Origin of the sequence: Streptomyces sp. NPDC102437 (assembly GCF_044765565.1) — a bacterium.
GTDB lineage: Bacteria > Actinomycetota > Actinomycetes > Streptomycetales > Streptomycetaceae > Streptomyces.
In genome coordinates, this window is the sequence record NZ_JBIWKI010000017.1 from 1 (window position 1) to 26,911 (window position 26,911).

The following is a 26,911-nucleotide window of genomic DNA, read 5'->3' on the forward strand; positions in this document are numbered from 1 at the left end:
TCACCGACCCCGTCGCCAACATCACCGCGGCCGCCAACTACGCCGCCGACCGCTACGGATCCATCGACAACGTCAACTCCGCCTACTGAGCAGCGGAGTCGGGCGTGGGGCGCGATGACGCGCTCATTGTGCAAGGCCGGAAGCAATACCGTGGGGCCCTTCGACGGGCAGGACGGGATCGCGGGAATGATCGAGCAGTTGTGGGCGGCCGAGGAGACGCCGTTCCACGTCAACCGGGCTGCCGCTCCCGCGCGTTGACGCCGATCGATCCGATCACGAGTTGTGGTCCCCCGCTCCGACAGGCGCGCGCATGTGGCACAGTCATGCCGTGGATGCACTGAGACCTCACGACCCCGTGCGCATGGGCGCCTACCACCTGCTCGCCCGTCTCGGCGCCGGCGGTATGGGGCAGGTGTATCTCGGCAGGTCGCCCGGCGGGCGGCTGGTGGCCGTGAAAGTGATCCGCGAGGAGATCAGCGACCACCCCGAATCGCTGGCCCGGTTCCGGCGGGAGAGCACGACCGTCGAGGCCGTCCGCAGCGCCTACACCGCGCAGTTGATCGAGGCCTCGCTCGACGCGCCCCCCTACTGGCTGGCCACCGAGTACGTGGCCGGACCCACGCTGCGCGGCGCCGTCGGCGAGAGCGGTCCCTTCCCTCCGGACAGCGCCCTGAGACTGCTCGCCGCGCTCGCCGAGGGCCTGGCCGCCGTCCACGCACATGGAGTCACGCACCGGGACGTGAAGCCGCACAACGTCATCCTCTCGCCGCAGGGCCCGCAACTGATCGACTTCGGCATCGCGCGAGGACTTGAGCAGACGATCCTCACCCGGGACGGGATGGTGTCGGGGACACCCGGCTACACGGCCCCGGAGGTCCTGCTGCGCAACGAGGTGGGCCCGGCGGCCGATGTCTTCGCTCTCGGCGCGACCCTCGCGTACGCGGCGACGGGCCGTCCTCCGTACGGCACTGGCGAACCGGCGGCGGTGAGCTACCGGACCGTGCACGAGGACATCGATCTGGAGGGGGTCCGGCCCGCACTGGCCGAACTCGTCCGGTGGTGCGTCGCCAAGGACCCGGCGGACCGGCCGGACCCGGCCGCCGTGATCGCCCGGTGCTCGGTGGACTCGCCGTTGGCGTCCGACACCCATTACCGGATGCTGGCGCGCACCGCCGAACCCGTCCCCGTGACCCTGCCGGGGACCGGGACGGAGACGGAGGGGGAGCCGGCGGCGGAGACGACGAAGGTGCCGGGCGCGAAGGAGCGGACCCGGCCCGTGAACCAGGAGACCGACGCCCAGGTGGCGGAGCGGGCCGGGACCACCGCACCCACCGGTCCGTCGGGCACCGCGCCGGACGACCGGCCGGGACCGGACAGGCGCACCGGCCAGGGGTCGCGGGGCAGGACCTGGCTCGCCGTCTGCGCGGTGGCGCTCGCGGTGCCGGTGACGGTCTGGCTGCTCCCGGAATCGAACGGGCAGGAGACAGGCGCTTCCCCCACGGCGGAGGCGACCAGGGCCGGTCAGCCGGCCAAGTCACCGCCGGCCACCAGGGACTCGGACGGCCGGCCGCCGGACCACATCATGAACGATCGCGTATCGCAGGACCGTTGGGCCCTGTCCGAGGACCCGGAGCAGGCGGCCCAGGGCATGGGCTCCTGCGACCTGTCCAGCATCGCCGACTCCCCACCACCGACGGGCCTGCGGTCCTCCGTCACCCACACCACCGGCTCGGACACCGCCTCGCTGCAGTTGCGCCCCAAGGACGCCGGAGTGGGGAAGCGGCCCGCGCCGTACTACATATCCGTGGGGGTGCGGCCCCCGCACGAGACGGACCCCGCCACCGGACGGCCCCTTCGAACCGTGAGCAAGGGAATCGGTTTCACCAGCAAGCCCGTCGACATCTACTCCCGCTGGTCCTCCGGCGGAACCGTCAAGTTCAAGTACCCGGACGACTTCCGCGCGCATTTCGGCAATCGAACCATCGACGCGATTCCGGTCGGGGACGACAGGGGCGACTGGACCGTGGTGCTGTACCACGTCGAGGGCGGGCCGAAGAAGTACACATCCGTCGTGTGCAACGGTTTCCACGCCTGAGACATGGACGCACAGCGCGAAGCCGCGGCGTTCGGGCGGCCGGCCCTCAGCGCTGACGGAGGTGATCACGCAGTGCACGGGCCACCTGGGCCATCAGGGCGTCGGCGCCGGGCTGCGCACTGGCCGGGACGAGTGACTCGGTCAGGGCGGCGACGGCGAAGGCCTGGCCGTCGGAGTGCTCGACGACACCGATCTCGTGCCGGAGATTGAGAAGGGTGCCCGTCTTGGAGGACCAGGTGGAGGCGTCGGAGCTGAAGTCGGGGGCGAGCCGGTGCCGGATGAGGTTGTGGGCCATCAGGGCACGTACGCGTTCGGCCACTTCGGGATGGATCGCCGACGGTGTCCACAGGGCCTGCAACAGCTCGACGTAGGCGCGTGCGCTGCCGGCGCTGGCGCGCGTGGTGTCGAGCTGGGGCACCCGATGCCCGCGACCGCTGGTGCCCGCGTCGATGGCGAGGGAGAGGGCGAGATGGGCCTGCGAGGCGTCGAAGCGTTCCAGCGGGGTGTCGGTGAGCTCGTCGAGACCGTGCCGCACGGTGATGCCACGGAGACCGAACTCGCGGAGCATGTCGGTGACCTGAGCGGGCGGGGTGAGACCGAACAGCACGTCGGCTGCCGCGCCGTCACTCACACAGGTGCTCATGTAGAGCAGGTCGTCGACGGCGATCCGGACGGGGTGGCGGAACCGGCTCAGCCCGGTGGGGCCCGGTGTGGCCGTACGTCCGGGCCGCACATCGATCATCGTCGCCCCGTCGAGCTCGCCCCGCCGGATGCGCTCCGCCGTCGCCAGCGCGAGCGGAACCTTGACCAGGGAGGCGGAGGGCAACTGGGTGTCCGGGGCGATCCCCACCTCCTCGCCCGTGTGGAGATCCCGCACCAGCAGACAGCCGTGCAGTCCGCCGTCGCGCAGTTGCCGGCGCATCTCGCTCAGCAGTGTCTCGGTGCTCACGCCGCAGCCCCTCCCGTACCGGCCGCGCCGCCGTTCGTCTCGCTGCGCGTATCTGTGTCCGCGCCATTGTCCGCACCGCTGTTCATATCGCTGTTCGCGCCCAGGCAGCGGCCGATGGCCTCGCCCAGCCGCGCTTCGATGGGTTGTGGATTGCCGCCCGCCGCGGCGACGAGGGCGAACCCCCGGCCGAGCTCGACCTCACCGATCGGCCGCCAGCTCAGGGCGAGTTCCTCGGCCTGGTCGGGGGAGCACAGCAGCAGGTCGCCGGTGCAGAGCACCTCCGCGGCGGCAGTCGCCAGGTCGGTCGCGGTAACGAGCTGGGCGGGCCGCAGACCCACCGCGTCCCGCAGCCGGGTCAGCGGGTCACGGATGTGCGGCACATCGTCCTCCGGCTGGATCCAGATACGGCGGGCCGGGCCCGGCGACGCCCGCCCCATCCGTAACGTCTCGATGTAGACGCGCCGCACGCCGGGATCCCGGGCGCCGGCGAGACCCAGCGGAACGGACCAAGCCGCCTCGTCCGCAGGTACCGCGAGCAGAGCGGCGCGCACCAGTTGCGCGTGGATGAGCTCGGTGCGCTGTGCGGGCGCGGCGATCCGGAGATCGAGCGTGATGCCGTGCTCCCTCGCCTGTGCGATCAGCCGGGCCAGACCGGCCGTCGAGCAGAGAGCGGGCACCGCGAGCCGCCAGGGCCTGGACTTGACCGCTTCGGCCTCGTGCAGCAGCACATCGGCCGCCTGGACCAGTTGTCTGGCCGCCGGAAGCATCTCCCGGCCGAAGGGTGTGAGCACGGCCCGCCGTGACATGCGCTCGAACAGTTGCTCACCGAAGTGTTCCTCCAGGGCGGCGACGCGACGGCTGGCCACCGGCTGGGACATCCGGGCCGCGGCTGCCCCCACGGTGAAACTGCCGTGCTCGCTCACACTGACGAATGCCCTACACGCTCCGACCAGATCCACAAGTCGCACCCTATGCCGGATCGGCATGAAATCGCGCCCGAGCGTATTGGACCGCATGGCCGCCTGACGGCGAAGGTGGGCCCAGCACTCAAGACCGCCCCGGGATGGGGAGTGGCCTCTCCATCCCCTATGCGCCCTGCCCTCGGGGCGCCTTGGAGGCTCGGACCCCATGAAGACGCACAGCAGCGCCCGGCGCTCCCTGCTCGGTGTGCTGGCCGCTCTCGCTCTCGTACCGCTCGCTGCGTGCAGCACAGAGGACGCCCGTCCCCGGTCCTCCGCATCCCCGGTGGCGTCCTCCCCGCACGCAGGGGCGACGGGACCGGCCGCGAACGCGAGCGCGAAGCCGTTCGACCGGCAGCACCTCGCCCGGCAGTTCAAGGAACTGGAGCGCGAGTACGATGCCCGGCTGGGCGTCTATGCCATCGACACCGGCACCGGCCGCGAAGTCGCCCACAACGACGGCGAGCGCTTCGCCCATGCCTCCACGTTCAAGGCGCTGGCCGCCGGTGCCGTGCTGCGCAAGTACTCCCTGGACGGGATGGACGAGGTGATCAAGTACTCGAAGGACGACCTGGTCAGCGACTCCCCGGTGAGCGAGAAGCACGTCGCGACCGGGATGAGTCTGAGCGCGCTGTGCGACGCGGCGGTCCGCTTCAGCGACAACACCGCCGCCAACCTGCTGCTCGGCCGACTGGGCGGGCCCAGGGGACTGGACGCCGTACTCGCGGGGCTCGGCGACGACGTCACCCGCATGGAACACAGCGAACCGGAACTCAACCGGTGGTCCCCGGGCGCCACGTCCGACACGAGTACGCCGCGGGCACTCGCCGAGGATCTGCGCGCGTTCGTCCTCGGAGACGTGCTCGGCAAGGGCGAACGCGCGCAGTTGGCGAAATGGCTGCGGACCAACACGACCGGGGCCGAGCTCATCAGGGCCGGGATGCCCAAGGGCTGGGTGGTCGGCGACAAGACCGGATCCGGCGGCACCTACGGCACGCGCAACGACATCGCCGTTGTGTGGCGCCCCGACGCCGAACCCATCGTCGTGGCGATCCTGTCGAACCGGTGGAAGGAGGACGCCGAGTACGACAACGCGCTCATCGCGGAAGCGGCCTCCGCGGTCGCCGGGGCGTTGGCGTAGCGGGCAGTGTGCCGTCAGGCGGTGTGCGACTCCATGCCGTGCCGTATCCACACGTTGGGCTCGACGTAGACGGCGCGATCGTGTGCGGTGTCGCAGTGCACGGGCGCCAGGGCGCCGGGTATCTCCACACGACCGTCCCGGTCGAAGGGCAGACCGGTCCACTGCCGCCACTGCGCAAGCGAACCACTGACCGTCATCGAGGCCGGGGCCACCTTCTCGATGGTGCCCCCGGCCTTGACGTGCACCCGCACCCAGGGGTCGGCCGGCAGCCCGTCGTCCCGGCACCGGCGGAGGTATTCGGCCATGGGGACGCGGGGATCCAGGTGCTTGGCCGTCGGGCGGACCGGCGCCAGCAGGGCCTCGTGCCCCTGCCGGCCCGCTGCCCGACGCAGCGCGGACAGCATGCGGTAGGACAGGCCACGGCCGAGATAGTCGGCGTCCACCGATATCTCCAGCGCACTGGCCGCCGTCGGAGCGTTCCCGTACTGGCGGTCACGGAAGGCCCAGGCCAGCACCCGGTCCCAGCCCTGGTCGGGCATCTCCTCACGTCCGTCGAGCACGGAGTTGAACGGCACGGCGAGCCCGCGAGCGACGACCCGGCCGCCGTCCGTCGCCGCCACGCAGTACTGCGGGAAGTCCTCGGGAACCCGGCTCAACAAGGCGCTCGCTACCATGTCATGGGGCGTGAAGACGGGCCAGGTGTCGTTGATCTCGTACACACGGGAGATCAGCGAAGGGTCTTCGGCGAGCGGGACGATCCGGATGTTGTCTTTCTCTGTCACGACGCAGCACCCTGCCACAGGGCGGTGCCGCGGCCAAAGGGAAATGACGGGCGGACGGTGCGGGGGCCGCTGGTCCGCGACAGTCCCGTCTGACGGATCCGCATCGAGGACGGCACGTCGCGGTGCCCCACCCGCGCGAGCGCCCGGGGCCTGAGTCCTGAGAGACGATCAGCGCAGTTCCACGGTGATGCCGACCTTTTCGAGCAGCCGGAGCACGTCGTCGACGTACGGTGTCTCGCCCGCCGTGTCCACACTCACCGAGGCGAGCGCGCGCCTGGCCACCTCGGCGTCGTGCCAGATCAGGGTGAACGGAGCGGGCGGCTGCTCCCCGCCGCACACGCAGCCCCGCAGCGCGCCCCAGCACTGCTGGTAGTGGCCGCCGGGCCCGGCGACCGCCTCGCCCAGCGCGCACACCAACGCCGGCACATCGGTGATGTGCCGGCCGTCGAGGTGCCGCACGGGGTCGGGCAGCGGCCCGCCGGCTCCCTGCCGTGCGGCGGCGAACGCGGCCCATTCGGCCCGGCCCTCGGGCGGAAACGCGGCCCACGCCCCGCGCTCGGCCGGTGGCCCCTCGAACCAGGCGTCCCACACCGGACTTACCGCCGGCACGGGCCGCACGTCCGGACCCTCGCCCAGCCACAGGTCCACGAGGGCTCCGCCGAGCGCGGACGGGCGGGAGGCGACGACCCCCAGGGGCATGTGTTCCTGGTGGCGCATCACCCGACCGGACCGGTCCAGGGCGAGGAGTGTGACGCGGTCGCCGTCGGCGCGCGAGCGCACCAGCCGGTTCAGCAGCCGCTCACCGGGCTCGCAGCCGATCAGCCGGAGCGGCGGTGCGCAGGGGAGCAAGCGGTGGGCGTAAAGGCCTTCGATCCGGCGGCAGTTGCCCAGGTCGGCACCCCCGGTGCCGTTGAACAGCCGCCAACGGGCGTCCGCGGGCTCGGTGCGATGCCATACCGGTCCGTCGACCTCGGCCTCGACGGTCACATCGACCAGCGACGCGTCGCGGGCCGAGGGCCGGCAGTCGAGCAGGACAGGGTCGAGCAGCTGCCAGCGGTGCGCGTCGGGGGAGCAGAAGGGGCCGTCCCCGGGATCGGTCCCGGGCTCGGGGCGGTCCACCATGAGGTCGAGCTGTCCGAGGCCGCCGGGCCCGCCGGATCCGTCCGGTGCGGGCGACCGCCGGCGGACGCGCTCGACCGCCTTGCGCAACCGTCCGGTCGGGGCGCACTCCACGAGCGTCAGCCGCTCCCGGCGCGGTGCCGGCTCGACGAACAGGTCATCCGCGTCTGCGCAGCGCGCCCACACGATCAGCTCGCCGTCCCATTCCTCGCTGACCAGCACGTACTTGAGCGGGAGCGCGCGCTCCCAGCTCCACACGGCCTCCTCGACCAGCACCGCTTCCGTCGCCCCCTCGCTCGCTTGTCGCCCCTGCTCCCAGCTGCCTCAGACTGCCACGCCCAGGTGACGGCGACGGGGCCGGGGGAGGTGCTCGCGAGGCGCTGCGCCGTGACGCGTGAGGGCGTCACGGCATACGCGTCCGGGCGGCCGCCCGTCAGCCGAGGGCGCGGCGGAGCGGGGCCGCGGCAGCGGGGTCCCAGCCGCGCCGGGGCACGGAGCCGAGCAGCAGACGTGTGTACGGGTGCTCGGGGGCGTCCAGGACCTGGCCCGCCGGGCCCGATTCCACGACCTGTCCGGCCTTGAGGACCAGCACCTCGTCAGCGATGTGGCGGACCACGGCGAGGTCGTGGGTGACGAACAGGTAGCCGATCCCCGACTCGCGCCGGATCGTGGCCAGCAGGTCGAGTATCTGCGCCTGGATCGACACGTCCAGCGCCGCGACCGCCTCGTCCAGGACGAGGACGCGGGGCTCGACCGCCAGCGCGCGGGCGATGGCCACGCGCTGGCGCTGGCCGCCCGAGAGGCGCCGTGGCAGCGCCGCCGCCTCCCGTTCGCCGAGGCCGACCTGGTCCAGGAGTTCGGCTACCCGGGCCCGGCGGTCCGCCGCGCCCAGGGAGCCGTGCAGACGCAGCACCTCCTCGACGCAGTCGGCCACGGTGACCCGTGGATCGAGCGAGAGGTACGGATCCTGGAAGACCATCTGGATCTCCCGGGCCCGCGCCAGCCGTTCGGCCCGGCCGCGGGCGCGCGCCGAGCGGTCCCGGCCGTCGAGGCGGACGGTGCCGCCGTCCGGGCGTTCCAGGCCGACGAGCATCCGGACCGTTGTCGTCTTGCCGCTCCCGGACTCGCCGACCAGGGCCAGACACGACCCGGGGGCCAGCGTGAACGACACGTCGTCGACCGCCGTGTGGTTCCCGTACCGCTTGCTCAGTCCCTCGACGACGAGGCCCTCCGTCTGTCCAGCAGTGCCGGTCACAGCGTGATCCCTTCGTCGGCGCGGTGACACGCGGCGAGGCCGTCGCCGTGTCGCGCCAGCGCGGGGGTTTCCTCGGAGCAGCGGGGCAGCGCAACGGGGCAGCGCGCGGCGAAGGCGCAGCCGGGCGGTGCCTCGGCGAGGGAGACGGGGCGGCCCGGAATCGCCCGTGGAGCCGGCGCGTCCGCCTCGATGCGGGGGGTGCAGGCGAGCAGCCCCGCCGTGTACGGATGGCGCGGCCGGTCGAACAGCTCGTCCGTGCCCCGGGTCTCGACGATGCGGCCGGCGTACATCACGTACACCCGGTCGCAGATGGCGGAGGCCAGCTCCAGGTCGTGGGTGACGAAGAGCAGTCCGGTGCCGCGCTCGGCCCGCAGACGGGTGAGGATCGCGATGATCTCGGCCTGGGTGGTGACATCGAGGGCGGTGGTGGGCTCGTCGGCGACGAGCAGCGCGGGCTCGCCCGCGAGGGCGGCGGCGATGACCACCCGCTGGAGCATGCCGCCGGAGAACTGGTGCGGGTAGCGGCGCAGCGCGCCACGCGGGTCGCGGATACCGACGGCGTCGAGGAGTTCCTCGGCCCGAGCGGTGGCGGCCCCGGCCGACGTGCCCGCCGCCCGCATCCCCTCGGTGAGGAAGTCACCCACCCGCCGCAGCGGGTTGACGGAGGCACGCGGGTCCTGGAAGACCATCGCGACCTGCCGGGCGCGCAGCGCGGCCAGTTCGGTGCGGTTCATCGTGAGGACATCGCGCCCGGCGACCCGTACCTCACCGCTGGTCCGCGCGCCCGCCGGCAGCAGCCCCAGCACGCTGCGGCAGGCCACGGACTTGCCCGAGCCGGACTCGCCGACCAGGCCGACGGTCTCCCCGGGGCGCACCCGCAGACCGACCCCGTCCAGGATCGGCCGGGCGGCCCTGTCGCCCGGCAGCCGGATGCCGAGTCCGTCGATCTCCAGGACCGGGTCGGGGCCCGGTGTGCCGTTCTCGGTCATGCTGCTCACCGTTCCTCCCGACGGGCGATGCGGTCGGCGAGCCCCTCGCCGACGATGCCGAAGGCCACCACCGCGAGGACGATGCACGCGGACGGCGCGAGCGCGGGCAGCATCGCCCCCTGCTGGATCGCCGCCTGCCCTTCGTTGATCATGGCTCCCCAGTCGGCGGTGGGCGGCTGCACACCGAAGCCGAGGAAGGACAGCGCCGCCAGGTCCATCAGCACGTACCCGAAGTTCATCGCGGACTGGGCGAAGACGGTCGGCGCGATGTTGGGCAGCAGGTGCCGCAGACAGACCGACCATCCCGACCAGCCCTGCACCCGGTACGACTCGATGTAGGGACGGGCCTTCTCCTGCCGTGCGATCCCGCGCACCAGGCGTCCCACGTACGGGGTGTAAGCCACCGCCATCGCGACGACCGGGGCGGTCATCCCGGAGCCGACGACGGACACGAGCAGGATCGCGAGCAGCAGTCCGGGGATCGCGAACACCATGTCCATTGACCGGGACAGCAGCGTGTCCGCCCAGCCGCCGCCCCAGGCCGCGACCACCCCGACGAACGTGCCGAGGAGGGTGGAGACGCCGACGACGAGCAGCGGGCCGAGCAGGCCGGTGCGGGCGCCGTGGAGCAGCCGGGACAGGATGTCCCGCCCGGACTGGTCGGTGCCGAGGAGGTGGTCGGCCGAGGTTCCCGTCAGGCTCGCCGACAGGTCGACGGCCTCGGGGTCGTAGGGGGAGAGGAGCGGTGCCAGGACGGCGACCAGGACGAGCAGTACCAGAACGGCCACGGCTGCCGTGAACATCGGTCCCTGGCCGAGGACCTTGAGACCGCGCAGGCCGGGGCGGCGGCGCAGGGCGCCGGACACGCCCGCCGGGCCGGGGACTTCGGGCGCGTCCGCCGCGGAAGGTGATGTGAGGGTCATGAGGTGCCTTCCCCGTTGAGGGACAGACGAGGGTCGATGAGCGGGACCAGGAGGTCCACGACGAGGTTGACGAGGACGAAGGCCGTCACGCTGAGCAGCGTGATCGCCTGCACGACGGCGAAGTCCTTGGCCGTCACCGACTGCACGAGCAGCGAACCGATGCCGGACACGTCGAAAGCGGTCTCGACGATGGAGGTGCTGATGAGCAGTCCGGCGAGCATGGTGCCGCCGACGGTGACGACGGGGCCGAGCGCGTTGCGCAGGACGTGCCGGCGGACCACGGCCCGCCCCGGTACTCCGCGGGCGCGCGCCACCTCGACATGGTCCCGGACCGACTCGTCCAGCATCGCCGAGCGGGTGACCCGGGCCAGCAGTCCGGCGAAGGTGAGCGCGAGTGCGAAGGAGGGCAGGGTCAGGTGGTACAGCCGTTCGCCGAGGCCCTCCGGCGTGCCGCCGGGCCCCGGGAACCAGCCCAGTTGTACGGAGAACAGCGAGATGAGCGCGATGGCGGTGACGAACGAGGGCGTCGCCGTGGCCATACCCGTGCCGAGGAGCACCGTCCGGTCCGCGATCCCGGGGCGCAGCGCGGCGAGGACACCGGCACTCACCCCGAGGACCGCGACCAGCAGGGCCGCGTAACCGACCAGCAGGGCCGTGCCCGGGAGCCGCGAGCCGATCAGGCTCGCGACGTCCTGGTGGTACTGGGCGGAGCGCCCGAAGTCTCCGTGCAGCACGCCGCCGAGCCACTTCGCGTACTGCGTCGGCAGCGGGTCGTCCAGGTGGTACTGGCTGCGCAGGGACGCCACGGTCTCCGGGGTCGCCGGGCGGCCGTGCAGGAGGAAGGACACCGGGTCGCCGGGGGCCAGGTGGACCGTGCCGAAGACCACGAGCGAGGTCACGAACAGTACGGCCACCAGGCCGGCCAGTCGACCGAGGACGTAGCGGGTCATCGCTGAGCGGCCCCGATCGTCGCGGCCCAGGGGTAGTACAGCTGGGCGATGCCGGTGGGGGCGCCGGTGATCCGCTTGCCGAGGTAGACCGTGAACGGCGCCTCGTAGAGCGGGATCACCGGCAGCTCGCGCACCGCTATCTCCTGGAGCTTCGCGGTCAGGTCGGCGCGCTTGGCGGGGTCGGGCTCGGCATTGGCCCGGTCGAAGCCGGCGTCGAACTCGGCGTCGGACCAGTTGCCGTAGTTCCCGAAGTCGCCCGTGCGCAGGTACTGGTAGAACTCCAGCGGGTCGGGCGTGTTGTCGTACCCGTTGGTGACCACCAGGTCGAGACCGGTGCGCGCGTCGGGGTCGACGAAGATCGAGCTGTACGCCTCCGGGGCGACCGTCTTCAGCTCGACGTCGAGTCCGATCTGCCGGCCGGCCGCCTGCACGGCGTTGGCGACGACGCTGATCTCGGGCGCGAGCGAGCTGGTGACCATGGTGATCTTCCGGCCCTTGGCGCCGGCCTCGGCGATGAGCTTCTTCGCGGCCTCGACGTCGTACTTCGGTTCGGGCAGGGCGTCGAAGTAGCCGGCGGTCTTCTCCGGCATGAGGGCCCAGGCGCCCTGAGCCGCAGGCGCCTTGGCGGGGACGCCGACGCCGCCGGCCGCCGCCTTGATGATGCCCTTGCGATCGAGCGCCATGGAGAGCGCCTGACGGACTCTGAGGTCGCCGAGCGGGCCGTGGAAGTCGAGGACGGCCAGGTCGGCAGCAGCGGTGTTGGGACCGAAGAGGACCTGGCCCTTGCCGCTGGAGCGCAGCTGCGCGAGCGAGGTGGAGGGCACCATGTAGCCGCCGTCGGCGGTGCCGGAGCGCATCGCGTTGGTGCGGGCCGCGGGGTCCTCGACGAAGGTGAACGTCACGGAGTCCGTCTTGGGGATCAGCGTCCGGTCCCAGTAGGCGGCGTTCTTCTTGAGCGTGATGCTGTCGCCCTGGGCCCACTTTTCGAGGGCGAAGGGACCGGTGCAGTTCACGGTGCCCTTCGGGGTGCCGTAGTCCTTGCCGTTCTCGGCCAGGGTGGCGGCGCTCTCGACGGTGCCGGGGGAAGCGGCCAGTAGCTCGTTGAACAGGACATCGGGCTTGCGCAGCCGGATCGTCACCTCCAGCGGACCGGTCTTCTTGATGGAGCCGACGTTCTTGAACGCGGAACCCCACGGGGAGCCGGTGGCCGGGTCCGTGTGGCGCTTGAGGGAGGCGACCACATCGTCCGCGGTCATGGTCGTCCCGTCGTGGAACTTCACGTCCGGGCGCAGGGTGTAGACGAGGGTGCGCGGATCGGGCTGGTCGTACCCGGTCGCGAGCCCCGGCTCGATCTTCAGGTCCGGGGTGACCCGGAAGAGCTGCTCGCAGACGTTGGCGAGCACGGTGTTCGGCGGGTAGTCGTACGCGAGGGCGTAGTCGAGCGTGTACGGCTCGGCGTAGAGGGACCAGGTGACCGACGGCAGGGAACCCTTCGCCGGCGCGGAGGTCGGAGTGACCTCGTACCCCGGACCGGTGCCGTTCTGGGCGGCACCGGGATTCGTGGCGCCGGAACAGGCGGTGGCGGTGACCGCGAGGGCGGCGGTACAGACGAGCGACGCGATGGCTCTGGGCATGCGCAAGGAGAACCAGCCCTTTACGGGTGTAGTGACGGGCGCTGGGGATGGAGCGAGTATTGGTGCGGGAACGTTCCCGCACAAGGCTTTGCGGGAACGATTTTTCCGAGCTCGTGAGGGTGGCAGCATGAGCCCATGACCAACGCCTCACGACACCGCGGGCACGCCTCGCCGCCCACCCCGCCACGCGTCCGTCTCGTCGACGTGGCCCGCGAGGCGGGCCTGTCGAAGACCACCGTCTCGGCAGCGCTCAACGGCACCGGACGGCTCTCCCCGGCTGTCCGGGAGAGGGCCAGGGAAACCGCGCGCAGGATGGGCTACCGGCCCAACGCAACCGCACGTCAACTACGCGCGGGACGGGCCAGGTTGATCGGATACGTGGTCGGAGAGTTCGCCGGCGACCCGTGGACCTTCCTGGAGTCGCCGTACTTCGCGCAGCTGACCAGTGCGACCGCACGGGCGGCGCTCAGCCACGGCTACGCCCTGGTGCTGCTTCCCTCGGGCTCCCTCCAGGACGAGTGGGCCGATCTCCCGCTCGACGCGGTGATCGTCGCCGATCCGGTTGCCGACGACCGGATCGTGGGCGACCTCCTCGCCGCCAGGATCCCGGTGTTCAGCGACCGTTCCGTGGAGGGACGGCCGGGTGCCCAATGGGTGGACGTCGACGCGGGGGAGGCCGTACGCAAGACGCTCGACCATCTGGCCGGGCAGGGGGCACGGCGGCCCGCGCTCGTCCTGCCCGAGAGCACGACCCGGTTCCACACGGGCGCGTTCGCCGCCTACCGCGACCGGTGCGCCGCGCTCGGCCAGCCGGAGCGCGTCGCACTCGCCACCGAGGCCGGCAACGGGCCGGTGGTCCGGGCCGTCGAGGAGGCCCTCGGCGGGCCCGACCGGCCCGACGCGCTGCTCGTCGTCGCCGAGGCGAGCCCGCCCCTGGTGCTGGAAGCGGCGCGCCGTCACGGCTACCGGGTGCCCGACGACCTGCTCGTGGTCTGTGTGAGCGAGGACGTCACGGCCACTCACACCGAGCCTCCCGTGACGACGCTCAGCCTGCGGCCAGGGGAGGTCGCGGAGGCAGGGATAGAGCTTCTCGTCGCCGCCCTGGAACTGGGCCGTGACGAGCCCGACGGCGTGCTGGTGCCGACGCGGCTCGACGTGCGGGAGTCCTCGCTCCGCGGGAGTGGGAGTGGGAGCGGGAGCGGGAGTGGGCGCTGAGCCGGAGCGGACCGGGCGGCGCACTCGGGTGGCTCAGATCGCGTGGACGAGCGTACCGCCCACATAGGTCCGCTCCACGCGCGCCCCGGCGATCTCCTCGGGCGGTGCGGTGAGGATGTCGCGGTCGAGGACGACGAGGTCGGCGAGGTTTCCGGCGCGCAGGCTCCCGGCGTCGTCGTGGCCGTTCACGTGCGCGGTGCCCGCGGTGTAGGCGGCCAGAGCGGTCGGCAGGTCGATCCGCTGCTCCGGGTAGAAGGCGCGGTTCCCGGGGGACTCGGGGGCGACCCGGTTGACGGCGACGTGGATGCCCTCGATCGGGTCGGGGCTGCTCACCGGCCAGTCGCTGCCCGCCGCGAGGGTCGCGCCGGCGCGGACCAGCTCGCCGAACGGGTACTGCCAGGCGGCCCGTTCGGGCCCGAGGAAGGGGATCGTCAGCTCGTCCATCTGCGGCTCGTGGGCGGCCCAGAGAGGCTGGATGTTGGCGATGGCCCCGACCCGGGCGAAGCGGGGGAGGTCGTCGGGGTGGACGACCTGGAGGTGGGCGAGGTGATGGCGGTTGCCGCGGTGGCCGTTGGCGTCGACAGCGGCCTGGAGAGCGTCGAGGGCCTCGCGGACGGCTCGGTCGCCGAGCGCGTGGAAGTGGACCTGGAAGTCGAGCGCATCGAGTCGGGTGACGTACTCGCGCAGGGCTTCCGGGTCGACGAAGCTGAGCCCGCTGTTGGCGGTGGCGCAGCCGCAGCCGTCCAGGTAGGGGGCGGTCATCGCGGCGGTGAAGTTCTCGGCGATGCCGTCCTGCATGATCTTGACGGACCCGGCGCGGAACCGGCCGTGGTTCAACTTCTCGCGCAGCGCGATCAGTTCCTCGATCTGCTCGGCCCCGCGCCCCCGGTCCCACCACAGCGCACCGGTGACCCGGGCCGTGAGCGATCCGTCCCGCGCGGCGGTCAGGTAGGCGTCAGACGGGTCGGGCTTGCCGTTGAACACCCCGAGCAGCGCGTCCTGCCATCCCGTGATGCCGAGCGAGTGCAGCAGTTCCTGGGCGCGCATCAGGCCCGCCAGGCGGTCGGCCGGGGTGCTCGCGGGTACCAGCCGGGAGACCAGGGCCGTGGCGCCCTCCTGGAGCATGCCGCTGGGGGTGCCGTCCGGCTCCCGCTCGATCCGGCCGTCGGCCGGTTCCGGGGTTCCGGCGGTCACACCGGCCATCTCCAGGGCGAGAGTGTTGGCCCAAGCACCGTGGTGGTCGCGGTTGGCGAGCAGCACCGGACGGTCCGGTACGACGGAGTCGAGCAGCTGCCGGGTGGGCTGACCGCCGTCGAAGCTCTCCATCGACCAGCCGCCGCCGGTGATCCAGGCGCGGTCGGGATGAGCGTCCGCGTACGAGCGGATCAGCTCCAGGTAGTCTCCGACGCCGACCGTGCCGCTCAGATCGCACTCGGCCAGTTCCGAACCGCCGGACACCGCGTGGATGTGGGCGTCCTGGAAGCCGGGGAGCAGCAGTTTGCCGCGCAGGTCGACCACTTCGGTGCCGGGGCCGATGAGTTCGAGCACTTCGTCGTGGCCGACGGCGGCGATCCGGTCGCCGACGACGGCGAGCGAAGTGGCCCGGGTGCGGGCCGGATCGGCCGTGAAGACGGGGCCGCGGGTGAAGACCAGATCGGCTGTGGTCATGCGCTGCTCCAGTGCGTGAGGGGGTGGTTGGCCGTGGTGGCGAGTGCCATGCAATCCGGTCGCCCTTTACACGTCAATGGTGTTGTCATAAGGTCCGGCCATGGCCGATCGCGTGGTTTCCGAAGGGCAGCGAAAGCGCCGGCGCCCCACCAAACAGGGCGCCGTCCTCTCCGACCGCCTCATCGTCGACACTGCCCTGCGCCTGGTGGTGCAGCACGGCGCCGAGGCGTTGTCCGTGCGGCGCCTGGGCGCGGCGCTCGGCGCCGACCCCAGCGCTCTCTACCGCTACTTCCGCAACACGGACGCCCTGCTGCTCGCCTTGGCCGACGAGCTGATCGGGCGCGCCCAGGAAGGCTGGCAGCCGACCGGTGAATGGCGTGCCGACCTCCGGGCGATGGGGCTCAGGATCCACGCGTCGTACAGCGCCAACCCGCAGGCCACGCTGTTGGCCGCGCACCGCACGACCGGCCGTCCGCACGAGACCCGGGCGGTCGAGACGATCCTCGGCATCCTGCGCGGGGCAGGTTTTCCGAGCCCCGTGGCGGTACGGATCTACCACGCCTTCGTCGACCAGGCGCTCGCCTTCGCGGCACAGGACGCCGCCGTCCTCGCCCGCCCCGCGAACGCTCAGGAGGCGGACGACGAGGTCTGGCACGAGGTGTACGGCAAGCTGTCGCCCGACACCCATCCGAACATCACGGCGGTGTTCCCGCTGCTCGCCGCCGACATGTGCGACAGCGGGTACCCCTTCGCGCTGGAACTGATGCTGGAGGCGGTGGCGGCCCGGCTGCCGGCGACGGGGGACGGGGGCGCCGGGCCGGCGGGCGGTTCGGATCACGTGGACGCGTGACCAGCGGCCCACTGCCGCGAGGTCGGCGCTGATCCGCGCCGCCGTCTCCATGGGGTGGGGCAGGAGTACGGCCAGGCTCTGCTCCGCCGGGCAACGTCCGGCGTGCAGGGCCACGTTCACGGCGGCGACCACCCGGCCCTGCCCGTCCGTGACCGGTGCCGCGAGCGAGCGCAGCCCCTCCTCCAGCTCCTGTTCCACCCATCCGTAACCGCGTCGGGCGGTCTCGGCGACGGTTTCGGCGAGTGCCTCGGGTGCGACCACCGTGCGGGACGTGAACGCCTCGGGGGTGACCCCTGCGAGGAGCGGAGCGCGTTACTCCTCCGTCAGGGCGGCGAGCAGCATCCGGCCCATCGACGTCGCGTACGCCGGCAGCCCGGCGCCGAACGCGCACAGCACGTCGAGACCGCGCGCCAGCGACTGCAGGAAACCCGCCCCCAGCTCCTCCTTGAGCGCCCCACGCCCGCGTCCCCCCGGATGACGCAGGGTGCAACGTCGCCCGGCGGCGGGCCCGGGGCCGACAGGGCGCGCTCCATCGCGACCATGGCGGTGCGCAGCGACGGCAGGGCCAGGGCGAGGAGGGAAGCGGTGTCGTGGCGGCTGGTGTGGCTGCCCACGCTGACCGCGCAGACCACGGCCCCCGCCGCGTCGCGCACCGGCAGGGCGACCCTGGCGGGCTCGGAGGCGGCTTCGACCTCGCCGGCGGAGAACTACATTGGATTCAGCAGGAACTGACCACTATTCAGGCAAACTCGAAGGGGCGGCTGCTCCTAGCGGCCGCCCCTTCGGGTTCCTGTTGTGATCAGGCGTAGAAGCGGTACACCGCCTGGGCGACGCAGGCCGGCTTGGCCGAGCCCTCGATCTCCACGGTCAGGTCCACGATGACCTCCACACCGTTCTTGACGTCCTCGACGGACACGACCCGGCCATGTGCCCGGATCTTCGAGCTGACCCGCACGGGGGAGGGGAAACGCACCTTGTTCAGGCCGTAGTTGACCGCCATCGACACGCCCTCGACCTGGAGCAGTTCGCTCCACAGAGGGATCAGGAGGGAGAGCGTCAGATAGCCGTGGGCGATGGTGCCGCCGAACGGGCCCTTCTCGGCGCGCTCCACGTCCACGTGGATCCACTGGTGGTCGTCGGTGGCGTCGGCGAAGGTGTCGACCCGCGGCTGGGCGATCTCCAGCCAGGAGCTGTGGCCGAGGTCGGCTCCGGCCTGCGCCTTGATCTCGTCGATGCCGTGCACGGTGAGGGGCATGGAGTGCTCCGTTTCGGAAGAGGAGTGGATGCAATGGATGGAGCGGAAGGGGAGATCAGGAGGAGGGGGCGGGTCGGTCTGCGGAGCCGTAGAGCGCCCGGATCGGTCCCTTGAGCAGTTTTCCCGCGGCGTTGCGGGGGAGTTCGGGCACGAGGACGACTTCCCGCGGGATCTTGTATCGGGCGAGCCGGCCCTCCAGATGGGCAATGAGCTCCTCCGCCGTGGCGGTGGCGCCCGCGCGCAGGACGACGACGGCGCGGCCCACCTCGCCCCACTTGGGGTCGGGCACGCCGACGACGGCCGCCTCGGCGACCGCGGGGTGCCCGAGCAGGACGTTCTCGACCTCGGCCGGGTAGATGTTCTCCCCGCCCGACACGATCATGTCCTTGAGGCGGTCGACGAGCGTGACGTAGCCCTCGGCGTCGACCGTGGCCACATCGCCGGAGCGGAAGCGGCCCCCGTCGAGGAAGGCCAGCGCCGTCGCCTCCGGCAGATTCCAGTAGCCGGGGGTGACGTTCGGGCCCGCGACGACCACCTCGCCCTTCTCGCCCGGCGCAGCCTCCTCGCCCGAGGGCAGCAGCAGGCTCACGTCGGTGAAGAAGTGCGGCACCCCCGCCGAGCCGGCGTGGGCGAGCGAGTCGGCCCGGCCGAGGACGAGTGCCCCCGGGGCGGTCTCGGTCATGCCGTAGCCCTGGACGAAGGCGAGCCCACGGTCCAGATAGGCACGAGCGGTCCGGCTCGGTACCGGGGCGCCACCGCACAGCAGTGTGCGAAGACTCGACAGGTCTGCGCTCGCCCAGCCGGACGCTGCCGCCATCGCGTCGTACATGGTCGGGACGCCGAACATGCAGGTGACGCCGTGCCGTTCGATCAGCTCCAGGGTGCGGGCCGCGTCGAAGGAGGTTTCCAGAAGAACCGTCCCGCCCTTGAGGAGGGTGGGCAGACAGCTCATGTTGAGAGCGGCGGTGTGGAACAGAGGCGCCCCGACAAGAGCCACCTCGTCGCTCGCGAGGTCGGTGTCGACAACCACGTTGAGGCTGTTCCAGATGATGTTGCCGTGAGTGAGGACGGCACCCTTGGAGCGGCCGGTGGTGCCCGAGGTGTACATGATGAGGCAGATGTCCTCGTGCCTCACCTCCTCGTCGATCGGCTCGGTACCGGCCGCGGCGAGCAGCTCCTCGTACGGGCGTCCGGGTCCCGCCCCGACGGCGAGGACGGTGCCGAGCCCGCCCCCCTCGACCAGCGCCGTCACACGGTCTTCCGGCTGCCTGGCATGCACCAGCACCCGGCTGCCCGAGTCGTCGAGCTGGTGCAGCAACTCCGGTACGGCGAGACGGGTGTTGAGCGGCACGAATACCGCCCCGAGCAGTCCGGTGGCGAAGAGCGTCTCCAGATGGGTGGGGTGATTGGGGCCGAGGTAGGCCACCCGGTCCCCGCGGCCCACGCCCGCCCCCCGCAGTACGTGCGCGAGCCGCAAGGAGCGCTCGTGGAGCTCCGCGTAGCCGATGGCGCGGCCCTCGTGGAGGAGAGCGGTGCGCCGCGGCGTCCTGCGGTTGCGGCGGACGGTCCAGGAGCCGATGCCCTGGTTTCGCATGGGAACCCCTCAGCGGTTGGTCAGACCGAGCAGGGCGGCAGCGTTCTCCTTGAGGATCTTCGGACGCACCGTGTCCTTGATCGGGAGCTCGGCGAAGTCGGCCAGCCAGCGGTCCGGGGAGAGCAGCGGATAGTCGGAGCCGAACAGGACCTTGTCCTGGAGGAGGCTGTTGGCGTACTTGACCAACTGGGGCGGGAAGTACTTGGGGGACCACCCGGACAGGTCGATGTACACCTGCGGCTTGTGCGTGGCCACCGCGAGCGCCTCGTCCTGCCAGGGGAAGGACGGGTGGGCGAGGACGATCCGCATGCCGGGGAAGTCGGCGGCGACATCGTCCACGTCCATGGGGTTGGAGTACTTCAGCCGGATACCGCCCCCGCCGGGGGCGCCCGCGCCGATGCCGGTCTGACCGGTGTGGAAGACGGCGATCGCGCCGGCCTCCTCGATGGCCTCGTACAGCGGGTACGCCAGCCTGTCGTTGGGGTGGAAGGCCTGGATGCTGGGGTGGAACTTGAAGCCCCTGATCCCGAATTCCTGCACCATGCGCCGGATCTGACGGACCGCTGCCTTGCCCTTGTGGGGGTCGACACCGGCGAACGGGATGATCACGTCCGGGTTCTGCGCGGCCGCCTCGGCGATCTCCTCGTTCGGCACCGGCGGCGTGCCGGTGGCCGACTCCGCGTCCACGGTGAAGACCACGCAGGCCATCTTCCGTTCCCGGTAGTGGGCGGCGATCTCCGGCAGGGTAGGGTGGCGGTGCTCCGCCTTGAAGTAGCTGCCGGCGGCGCTGTCCAGCTCCGCCGAGAGGGAAGTGCCGCCCTTGGCGGAGACTTCGGCGTGGGTGTGGACGTCGATCGCGACGAGTTCGTCGAGGTTCAGCATGGCGTTGCCCCTCACAGCCGCGGGGCGGGGATGCCGAAGGTCTGCGGGGTGCGGCCCACGGTCACCGGCCAGGCGTCTGCGATCGCGTCGGCGCTCCAGCCCCCGTCGGCGTACGCCACCGAGATCTCCTGCGGATGCGACCAGAGGGACAGCTTGTCGCCGCCGATGCCGATGCACTGGCCGTTGACCTCGGCCGAGGCGTCCGAGGCGAGGAAGGTCACCAGACCCGCGACGTCCTCGACGGTGCCGAACCCCTCGCCCTTGCGCAGGCTGTCGGGGAAGGCCGTGCCGTCCTGCTCCAGCGTCTCGATGTGCGGAGCGAAGGCGGGGATGGTCTTGGTCATGGCGGTCGCGGCGACCGGGATGACGGCGTTCGCGGTGATGCCCGCGCGCGCCAGTTCCATCGCCCAGGTGCGCACCATGGCGGCGATGCCGGCCTTGGCGGCGGCGTAGTTGGTCTGGCCGAAATTGCCGCGCTGCCCGGCGGGGGAGCCGGCGACGATGATCCGCCCGCCCTCGCCCTGTTCGCGCATCCGGGCCACGGCGGCCCGGACGCAGGTGAAGGTACCGCGCAGATGTACCTGGACGACGGTGTCGAAGTCCTCGTCCGTCATCTTCCACAGCACCTTGTCCCGCAGCACACCGGCGTTGGTGACCATGACGTCGAGGCGGCCGAAGCTGTCGACCGCGCGGGCGACCAGGGCCTCGGCGGCCGAGGCGGTGCCGACCGGCACCACCTCGGCGACGGCCCGGCCGCCGGCGGCGGAAATCTGCTCGACGGCCGCGTCGGCGGCTTCGGCGTCGACATCGTTGATCACCACGGCGGCACCGGCGGCGGCGAGGGACCGGGCGTAGCCGAGCCCGAGGCCACGGCCGCTGCCCGTGACGACGGCGACCTTGTCGGAGAGATCCATGAACGGGGTCCTTTCCCGTGGGGCGGGGGAGATGAGTGGCGCGGCGCGGAGGCACGGGCGCGTGGCGCCGTTCTTCTGCGGGGCTGCTCCGGTGCAGCGCGTACGGAGCCTCTGCGGTGCAGCGTGCACGGAGCAGCGACCCGGAGAACGCGCCGATGGACGCCAAAGTTAGGCATCTTTGTGTCAGCAGTCAATGAATTGCCGAATATTGATCCAATGCCCTGCCTGCGCCTCTACGCTGTCCCCGTGACCCATCCCGACCACCCCGCCCAGGGGGGCGAGCAGGAACCTGCCGCCGAACGCGGAGCCCCGCCCCGCCCCCAGTCCCTGATGCTGAGCTTCTTCGGCATCCATGTCCTCGGTACCGGCACCGCGCTCTCCTCGGCGAGCGTCATCAACGCCTTCGCGCGTGTGGCGGTGGGGGAGGAGGCCGTCCGCTCAACCCTCACGCGCATGGTCGGCCGCGGCCTGCTTGAGCGGCACCGCCGCGGCCGCAGGATGTACTTCTCGCTCACGCCCCGCGCCGCCGCCGTGCTCGCCGACGGGCAGGAGCGCATCTGGCGCACCGGTGCCGTGAACCGGGCCTGGGACGGCACCTGGACGCTGATCGGATTCTCGCTGCCGGAATCCTGGCGAAGCGAGCGCCACGACCTTCGCTCCCGGCTCCTCTGGGCCGGCTTCGGCCCGCTGCAGAACGGCCTCTGGGTCGCCCCCGGCCGGGTGGACGTCGCTCCCCTCGCGGCGGAGCTGGGGCTGGGGGACCGGATCAGGGCCTTCCGGGGCGAGGTCGCCGCGCCCACCGAGGTCGGCCCCGTGCTCCGTACCGCCTTCGACATCGACGCGATCGCCGAGGGCTACCACGGCTTCCTGACCCGTTGGGACGGCAGCTCCGGGCCGCCCGAGGCCGACGACGACCTCGGCCGCCAACTCCTGCTCCACACCGACTGGCTCGACCTGGTGCGGCGCGACCCCCACCTGCCCGCCGAGCACCTGCCCGAGGACTGGCCGGCCGCGCGCGCCGAGGAGCTCTTCCGGGAGCTGGCGCACCGCTTCGAGCCCGGGGCGAGCCGGATCGCGCGGGAGATCCTCGACCGCTGGGCCCCAGTCGGTTCCGCCTGACCCTTCTGACCTGCAGAATGGGCGCGCAAGGGACTTATGTCAACGCCATTGACCTTATCGGGTTTGGGCGGGTCTCATTACGGCATTCCGGAGGCACGTACCTCCGCGATCCTAAGGAGCCCGCCCCATGGACCATCTCACCTCGCTCCGGGACGCCGAACCGACCCCGTTCTGGCTGGACGACCCCGACCGGCCGCAGGCCGCTTCCGCCCTGACCGGGGGCACCACCTGCGACCTCCTCGTGGTCGGCGGAGGGTACACCGGCCTCTGGACCGCCCTCGTCGCCAAGGAGCGCGACCCCTCGCTCGACGTGGTGCTCATCGAGGCCGAGGAGGCCGGTGGTGCGGCCTCCGGCCGCAACGGCGGATTCTGCGAGTCCAGCCTCACCCACGGCCTGGACAACGGCCTCAGCCGCTGGCCCGACGAGATGGGCGTCCTCGAACGCCTCGGCCGGGAGAACCTCCAGGCGATCGAGGACGCCGTCGAGCGCCACGCCATCGACTGCGCCTGGGAGCGCACCGGCTCCATCGTCGTCGCCACCGAGCCCTACCAGGTCGACGGCCTCCGGCACGAGGCCGAGGCCGCCGCCCGCCACGGCGGCAAGCCCGTCCTGCTCGACACCGAAGCCGTCCGGGCCGAGATCGACTCCCCGACCTTCCTCGGTGGACTGTGGAACAAGGACGACGTCGCCATGGTCAACCCGGCCAGGCTCGCCTGGGGCCTCAAGCGCGCCTGCCTCTCCCTCGGCGTCCGCGTCTTCGAGCACACACCGGCGCTCTCGCTCGACGAGCGGGGCGCCGTGATGACCACCCGCACCCCCTACGGCAGGATCACGGCCCGACGGGTCGCCCTGGCCACGAACGCGTACCCCTCCCTGCTCCGCCGCCACCGCCCGTACACCGTTCCCGTCTACGACTACGCGCTGATGACCGAGCCGCTGAGCGAGCGGCAGCTCGCCTCCGTCGGCTGGCGGGGCCGTCAGGGCTTCGCGGACAGCGCCAACCAGTTCCACTACGTCCGGCTCTCCGCGGACAACCGCATCCTGTGGGGCGGCTACGACGCCGTCTACCGCTACCGGGGCCGCGTCCGCGCCGAGCACGACCAGCGGCACGCGACCTTCGCCACCCTGGCGCGGCACTTCTTCACGACCTTCCCGCAGCTGGCCGGGTTGCGCTTCACCCACGCCTGGGGCGGGGCCATAGACACCAGCACGCGTTTCTGTGTCTTCTTCGACACCAGTCACCACGGGAAGGTCGCGTATGCGGCCGGCTACACCGGCCTCGGCGTCGGTGCGACCCGGTTCGGCGCGGAGGTCATGCTCGACCTGCTCGCCGGTGAGCGCACCGAGCGCACGGCGCTCGACCTCGTCCGCCGCAAGCCCCTTCCGTTCCCGCCCGAGCCGGTCCGCTCGATCGGCATCGGGCTCACCAAGTGGTCCCTGGCCCGCGCCGACCTCGACGAAGGGCGCCGCAATCTCTGGCTGAGGTCTCTGGACCGCTTCGGACTCGGCTTCGACAGCTGAGTGTCCGCCGCCCGCACAACCGTCCTGCCCTCCCCCATGTTGCCGCAGGGCAGGGACCTGGCCGAGACCGTGTCCGCGCTCTTCACCTCCCGTACCGACCTGCCGGCCACCGCCACCACCCCGCGCGACCTGAGCGACGACGGACTCCTCGACATCCACGACCGCCTGCGGGAGCCGGGCCCGGACCGTGACGAGCTCCGATGCTCCCCCGGGCGGGCTCCGGAGGCCGTAGTACTCACAGAAGCGGCGCGGGCGGCCGGACCGCCCGCGCCAAACAGGTTTCGTGGTCGTCCCGGCCCACCGGCCGTGACGGTCAGGCGTCCAGGGGCTCCGGCGGAGCGACCACGATGTCCCGCTTGAGGATCTTGCCGGTCGCCCCCTTGGGCAGCGCGTCGGCGAACCGCACGATCCGCGGGTACTTGTAGGCCGCCACCCGCTGTCTGACGTAGTCGCGCAGTTCGTCCGGCCTCGTGCGGGCGCCGGGCCGAAGAACCACCACGGCGGCGATCTCCTCACCGTGCGCGGGGTCGGGAACACCGACCACCGCGGCCTCCAGGACGTCCGGATGCCCGTACAGAACCTCCTCGATCTCCCGCGGGTACACGTTGTAGCCGCCGCGGATGACCAGGTCCTTCTTGCGGTCGACGACGAAGTAGTAGCCGTCCTCGTCGACACGGGCGAGATCGCCGCTGTGGAACCACCCCTCGCGGAAGGCGCGCGCGGTGGCGTCGGGCCGGTTCCAGTACCCCTTCATTACGTTCGCGCCCCGGATCACCAGTTCGCCGACCTCGCCGGGGCCGGCCGGGGAACCGTCGTCCGCGACGAGCCGCAGCTCGACCCCGTGCACGGGAACCCCGATGGAGCCGGGCTTGCGGGGTCTGTCCGGCGGGTTGAAGCAGGCCACCGGGGACGTCTCCGAGAGGCCGTAGCCCTCCAGCACGGTGACGCCCAGCTCCCGTTCGGTGGCGTGCAACAGCTCGACGGGCAGCGAGGCGCCGCCCGAGACCGCCAGGCGCAGCCGCGGCAGGGGCTGCCCGATGCCGTTCTGGAGGAGCGCGTTGTACATCGTGGGCACCCCCAGGAAGACGGTCACCTCGTCCCGGCGCATCGTCTCCAGGGCTCCCCCCGCGTCGAAGCGCGGCAGCAGGGTCAGGCAACAGCCCGCCGCGACCGCCGTGTTGAGAGCGCAGGTCTGCCCGAACGCGTGGAACAGCGGAAGGCCTCCGAACAGGACATCGTCCGGGCCCACGCGCAGCAGTGTCCGCGCCGTCGTCAGCGCGTTGCTCACGAGGTTGCGGTGCGTCAGCTCCGCACCCTTGGGGGTCCCCGTGGTGCCGGAGGTGTACAGAATCACCGCGGTGTCGTCGTCGGCACAGCGGGCCGCCCCGGTCATCGGCGGGACCGAACGCAGCAGCGCTTCGAACACCGCTGGTTCCGCGACCAGGCACTTTGCACCGGCCTGCGCCGCCGCCGGTGCGGCCTCGTCCGCGCAGGCAGGAGCGGCCACCACCAGACGGGCACCGCAGTCACGGAGCACGAAAGCCATCTCGCCGGACTTCAGCAGCGGATTCATCGGTACCACCACGCCACCGGCGCGCAGGATGCCGTAGTACACGACGGGAAAGTGGATGACGTTGGGCAGGGCGACCGCCACGCGGTCGCCGGCCCGAAGCCCTTCGGCGTGCAGGAGCGCGGCGAACCCGGCTGTCATGTCGTCGAGCTGCGCGTACGTGAGCAGGGCCCCGCCCTGCCGCACGGCCGTCCGGTCAGCGTGGGACCGGACGGATCGGGCCAGGAGTGCGAACAGGTCGGTCATGCGACTTCCTTGTCGTCGGGGATTGCGGGGTGATCACATCGCGTGGCGCGACTCCGCCGCGGCCACCGTCGAGAAAGTGCGCGTCGCCCCAGAAATCCGGCGGCAGCTCACGGGGGCGATGCGGGGTGAGCCACAACCGCAGTGCGTGAAACCGCGGTCCGCGCCCGGTGGTGTCCGCCGGTGCCGTGAGGGAGTGCAGGACCGCGTGGTTGTTCACCAGCAGCAGGTCTCCGGGGGCGAGAGGGAGATCGAGGCGGAGCTCCGGGTCGGCCGCCGATTCGTCGATGTGGTCGAACAGTTCCAGGTCGTCGGGGGTCAGGCGCGGCACGCCGGGAAAGCGCTGTGCCGACTCCACCCGGTGACGGTCGTAGCGCAGGCTGAACCGCTCCTGGTCGCGGTGGGCGAGGGGCACCGCGTGGCAGGGGTGCTGCCCGGGGGCCTGCTCGCCGAGGCGGTCGAGGAAATGCGTGCGATAGAGACCGTCGACGAGGTCGGGCCGACGCGCCAGCACGGTGTTGTGGACCGCCGCCGAACTGGCCAGCGCCGCATGCCCCGCGCCGCTGTCGTTGCGCAGGCACAGCAGGGCGAGCGTGTCGGCCTCGTCGGTGTGGAACGGCCGTGCGGCCCGGACCTCGTGCGGGTCCGCGATGTGGCCGAGCATGTGTCCCGTCGCGTTCTGCGACACCGGGATGCCGAGGTGCCGCCCCAGGCCCCAGAGCAGGACGGCGGCCGTCGCGGGGCCGAATCGCCCGACCGGGACGCGGCGTATCAGGACGAAGCCCCGCCCGTTCTCCAACTCGTCTGCCAATCCAGCCAGTTGTGACGCCAGTGCCGGGAGTGGGAAGCGGTCTGCGGTTATCCTCAGCAGCGGGGTTCCCCGTACCCGTACCGCATGCAGCGCGGTGTCGAGCTCGTCGAGCTGAGCCGGGGCGAGATGCCACTCCCAGACATGGGAGTGTGCCAGCTCCGGACCCCGCCACACGGCGGAACCGGTGCAGGGGCTATGGGGGATCTCTGCTGTCGGTCCACCCACCACGATTCTTCTCCTCTCTTCGCCGGTGCATTAATTTGCACCAAGGGTGGAATCCTGATTTCGTTCGCGAATTCGAGCCGAGAGCCGAACCTTTTCGGCGGGCCGAGAATTTGCCAAGGTTTTTGTGCCGGAATTCTTTGAGGGTCCCGCGGTAGTGCCACGCTAGGTCAGGGCCCGACACGTCGCTTGACCTGACGGGACAGATCGCTTATCAGTTTGGGACAGAGCCCTGGAGTGCCCCGACCGG

General features: G+C 71.7%; 24 protein-coding genes and 2 pseudogenes. 9 read left to right on the plus strand and 17 right to left on the minus strand.

Annotated elements, in window-relative coordinates:
• The 3 genes and pseudogenes from ACIRJP_RS22100 to ACIRJP_RS22110 all read left to right on the plus strand — a co-directional run.
• Positions 1-89 (plus strand): annotated as a pseudogene (locus tag ACIRJP_RS22100) (lytic transglycosylase); the annotation flags it as partial.
• Between the two features lie 25 nt (positions 90-114).
• On the plus strand, positions 115-258 hold the full coding sequence (locus ACIRJP_RS22105) for a hypothetical protein (protein WP_404176699.1): 144 nt from the start codon (positions 115-117) through the stop codon (positions 256-258).
• Positions 259-328: 70 nt separating this feature from the next.
• Positions 329-2,095, plus strand: a complete 1,767-nt coding sequence (locus ACIRJP_RS22110; RefSeq protein ID WP_404176702.1) for a serine/threonine-protein kinase — start codon at positions 329-331, stop codon at positions 2,093-2,095.
• 46 nt (positions 2,096-2,141) lie between these two features.
• Here ACIRJP_RS22110 and ACIRJP_RS22115 read toward each other — a convergent pair whose 3' ends face one another.
• Entirely contained in the window at positions 2,142-3,017 is an 876-nt protein-coding gene (locus ACIRJP_RS22115; RefSeq protein ID WP_404177093.1) for a serine hydrolase, read from the minus strand.
• 23 nt (positions 3,018-3,040) lie between these two features.
• Entirely contained in the window at positions 3,041-4,030 is a 990-nt protein-coding gene (locus ACIRJP_RS22120) for a LysR family transcriptional regulator (RefSeq protein ID WP_404177096.1), read from the minus strand.
• Between the two features lie 142 nt (positions 4,031-4,172).
• Here ACIRJP_RS22120 and bla point away from each other — a divergent pair, with 142 nt between their 5' ends.
• Complete coding sequence (bla, locus tag ACIRJP_RS22125) at positions 4,173-5,144, plus strand: class A beta-lactamase (RefSeq protein WP_404176705.1); 972 nt, start codon at positions 4,173-4,175, stop codon at positions 5,142-5,144.
• Between the two features lie 14 nt (positions 5,145-5,158).
• On the opposite strand, the gene ACIRJP_RS22130 is transcribed toward bla, so the two are convergent.
• From ACIRJP_RS22130 to ACIRJP_RS22160, 7 genes are all read right to left on the minus strand, one after another.
• The gene (locus ACIRJP_RS22130) at positions 5,159-5,926 is read right to left on the minus strand and encodes an N-acetyltransferase (protein ID WP_404176709.1); all 768 of its coding nucleotides are present in this window, start codon (positions 5,924-5,926) and stop codon (positions 5,159-5,161) included.
• Between the two features lie 168 nt (positions 5,927-6,094).
• Positions 6,095-7,321 carry a hypothetical protein gene (locus ACIRJP_RS22135; RefSeq protein WP_404176712.1) on the minus strand — a complete coding sequence of 409 codons (1,227 nt, stop codon included), beginning with the start codon at positions 7,319-7,321 and terminating at the stop codon, positions 6,095-6,097.
• A 157-nt stretch (positions 7,322-7,478) separates the two neighbouring features.
• Positions 7,479-8,300, minus strand: coding sequence for an ABC transporter ATP-binding protein (locus tag ACIRJP_RS22140; RefSeq protein WP_404176715.1), 822 nt, complete (start codon positions 8,298-8,300; stop codon positions 7,479-7,481).
• Positions 8,297-9,289 carry an ABC transporter ATP-binding protein gene (locus tag ACIRJP_RS22145; protein WP_383722926.1) on the minus strand — a complete coding sequence of 331 codons (993 nt, stop codon included), beginning with the start codon at positions 9,287-9,289 and terminating at the stop codon, positions 8,297-8,299. Before ACIRJP_RS22145 ends, ACIRJP_RS22140 begins: the two co-directional genes overlap by 4 nt.
• A 5-nt stretch (positions 9,290-9,294) precedes the next feature.
• A complete protein-coding gene (locus ACIRJP_RS22150; RefSeq protein WP_404176719.1) occupies positions 9,295-10,212 on the minus strand; it encodes an ABC transporter permease in 918 nt (305 codons plus the stop codon).
• Positions 10,209-11,162, minus strand: a complete 954-nt coding sequence (locus ACIRJP_RS22155; protein ID WP_404176722.1) for an ABC transporter permease — start codon at positions 11,160-11,162, stop codon at positions 10,209-10,211. The genes ACIRJP_RS22150 and ACIRJP_RS22155 overlap by 4 nt, the downstream gene beginning before the upstream one ends.
• On the minus strand, positions 11,159-12,796 hold the full coding sequence (locus ACIRJP_RS22160; protein ID WP_404176725.1) for an ABC transporter substrate-binding protein: 1,638 nt from the start codon (positions 12,794-12,796) through the stop codon (positions 11,159-11,161). The genes ACIRJP_RS22155 and ACIRJP_RS22160 overlap by 4 nt, the downstream gene beginning before the upstream one ends.
• 135 nt (positions 12,797-12,931) lie before the next feature.
• Here ACIRJP_RS22160 and ACIRJP_RS22165 point away from each other — a divergent pair, with 135 nt between their 5' ends.
• Positions 12,932-14,011 (plus strand): LacI family DNA-binding transcriptional regulator, encoded by a 1,080-nt coding sequence (locus tag ACIRJP_RS22165; RefSeq protein ID WP_404176727.1) that lies wholly within the window; start codon positions 12,932-12,934, stop codon positions 14,009-14,011.
• A 33-nt stretch (positions 14,012-14,044) separates the two neighbouring features.
• On the opposite strand, the gene ACIRJP_RS22170 is transcribed toward ACIRJP_RS22165, so the two are convergent.
• A complete protein-coding gene (locus ACIRJP_RS22170) occupies positions 14,045-15,679 on the minus strand; it encodes an amidohydrolase (protein WP_404176729.1) in 1,635 nt (544 codons plus the stop codon).
• 100 nt (positions 15,680-15,779) lie between these two features.
• Between ACIRJP_RS22170 and ACIRJP_RS22175 the strand changes: the two genes are divergently transcribed.
• Entirely contained in the window at positions 15,780-16,529 is a 750-nt protein-coding gene (locus ACIRJP_RS22175) for a TetR/AcrR family transcriptional regulator (protein WP_404176731.1), read from the plus strand.
• 84 nt (positions 16,530-16,613) lie between these two features.
• Here the strand turns inward: ACIRJP_RS22175 and ACIRJP_RS22180 are convergent.
• A pseudogene (locus ACIRJP_RS22180) lies at positions 16,614-16,790 on the minus strand (IclR family transcriptional regulator C-terminal domain-containing protein); the annotation flags it as partial.
• A 279-nt stretch (positions 16,791-17,069) separates the two neighbouring features.
• Between ACIRJP_RS22180 and ACIRJP_RS22185 the strand changes: the two are divergent.
• The gene (locus tag ACIRJP_RS22185) at positions 17,070-17,261 is read left to right on the plus strand and encodes a hypothetical protein (protein ID WP_404176733.1); all 192 of its coding nucleotides are present in this window, start codon (positions 17,070-17,072) and stop codon (positions 17,259-17,261) included.
• Positions 17,262-17,328: 67 nt separating this feature from the next.
• On the opposite strand, the gene ACIRJP_RS22190 is transcribed toward ACIRJP_RS22185, so the two are convergent.
• Genes ACIRJP_RS22190 through ACIRJP_RS22205 form a run of 4 tightly spaced genes read right to left on the minus strand, consistent with a single transcriptional unit; the run spans position 17,329 to position 21,174 of the window.
• Positions 17,329-17,784 carry a MaoC family dehydratase gene (locus ACIRJP_RS22190; protein WP_404176736.1) on the minus strand — a complete coding sequence of 152 codons (456 nt, stop codon included), beginning with the start codon at positions 17,782-17,784 and terminating at the stop codon, positions 17,329-17,331.
• A 55-nt stretch (positions 17,785-17,839) separates the two neighbouring features.
• Positions 17,840-19,378, minus strand: coding sequence for a long-chain fatty acid--CoA ligase (locus tag ACIRJP_RS22195; RefSeq protein WP_404176740.1), 1,539 nt, complete (start codon positions 19,376-19,378; stop codon positions 17,840-17,842).
• Between the two features lie 9 nt (positions 19,379-19,387).
• On the minus strand, positions 19,388-20,260 hold the full coding sequence (locus tag ACIRJP_RS22200) for an amidohydrolase family protein (RefSeq protein WP_404176743.1): 873 nt from the start codon (positions 20,258-20,260) through the stop codon (positions 19,388-19,390).
• 11 nt (positions 20,261-20,271) lie between these two features.
• Positions 20,272-21,174 (minus strand): SDR family NAD(P)-dependent oxidoreductase, encoded by a 903-nt coding sequence (locus ACIRJP_RS22205; RefSeq protein ID WP_404176746.1) that lies wholly within the window; start codon positions 21,172-21,174, stop codon positions 20,272-20,274.
• Positions 21,175-21,420: 246 nt separating this feature from the next.
• On the opposite strand from ACIRJP_RS22205, the gene ACIRJP_RS22210 reads away from it, so the two are divergent.
• On the plus strand, positions 21,421-22,293 hold the full coding sequence (locus ACIRJP_RS22210) for a PaaX family transcriptional regulator C-terminal domain-containing protein (RefSeq protein ID WP_404176749.1): 873 nt from the start codon (positions 21,421-21,423) through the stop codon (positions 22,291-22,293).
• A 127-nt stretch (positions 22,294-22,420) separates the two neighbouring features.
• Positions 22,421-23,815, plus strand: a complete 1,395-nt coding sequence (locus ACIRJP_RS22215; RefSeq protein ID WP_404176752.1) for an NAD(P)/FAD-dependent oxidoreductase — start codon at positions 22,421-22,423, stop codon at positions 23,813-23,815.
• A 313-nt stretch (positions 23,816-24,128) separates the two neighbouring features.
• Here ACIRJP_RS22215 and ACIRJP_RS22220 read toward each other — a convergent pair whose 3' ends face one another.
• Together ACIRJP_RS22220 and ACIRJP_RS22225 are read right to left on the minus strand one after the other, a co-directional pair.
• Positions 24,129-25,631: a long-chain fatty acid--CoA ligase gene (locus ACIRJP_RS22220; RefSeq protein ID WP_404176755.1), complete on the minus strand. Its 1,503-nt coding sequence runs from the start codon at positions 25,629-25,631 to the stop codon at positions 24,129-24,131.
• The gene (locus ACIRJP_RS22225; protein WP_404176758.1) at positions 25,582-26,667 is read right to left on the minus strand and encodes a TauD/TfdA family dioxygenase; all 1,086 of its coding nucleotides are present in this window, start codon (positions 26,665-26,667) and stop codon (positions 25,582-25,584) included. Before ACIRJP_RS22225 ends, ACIRJP_RS22220 begins: the two co-directional genes overlap by 50 nt.
• Positions 26,668-26,911: the final 244 nt, after the last annotated feature.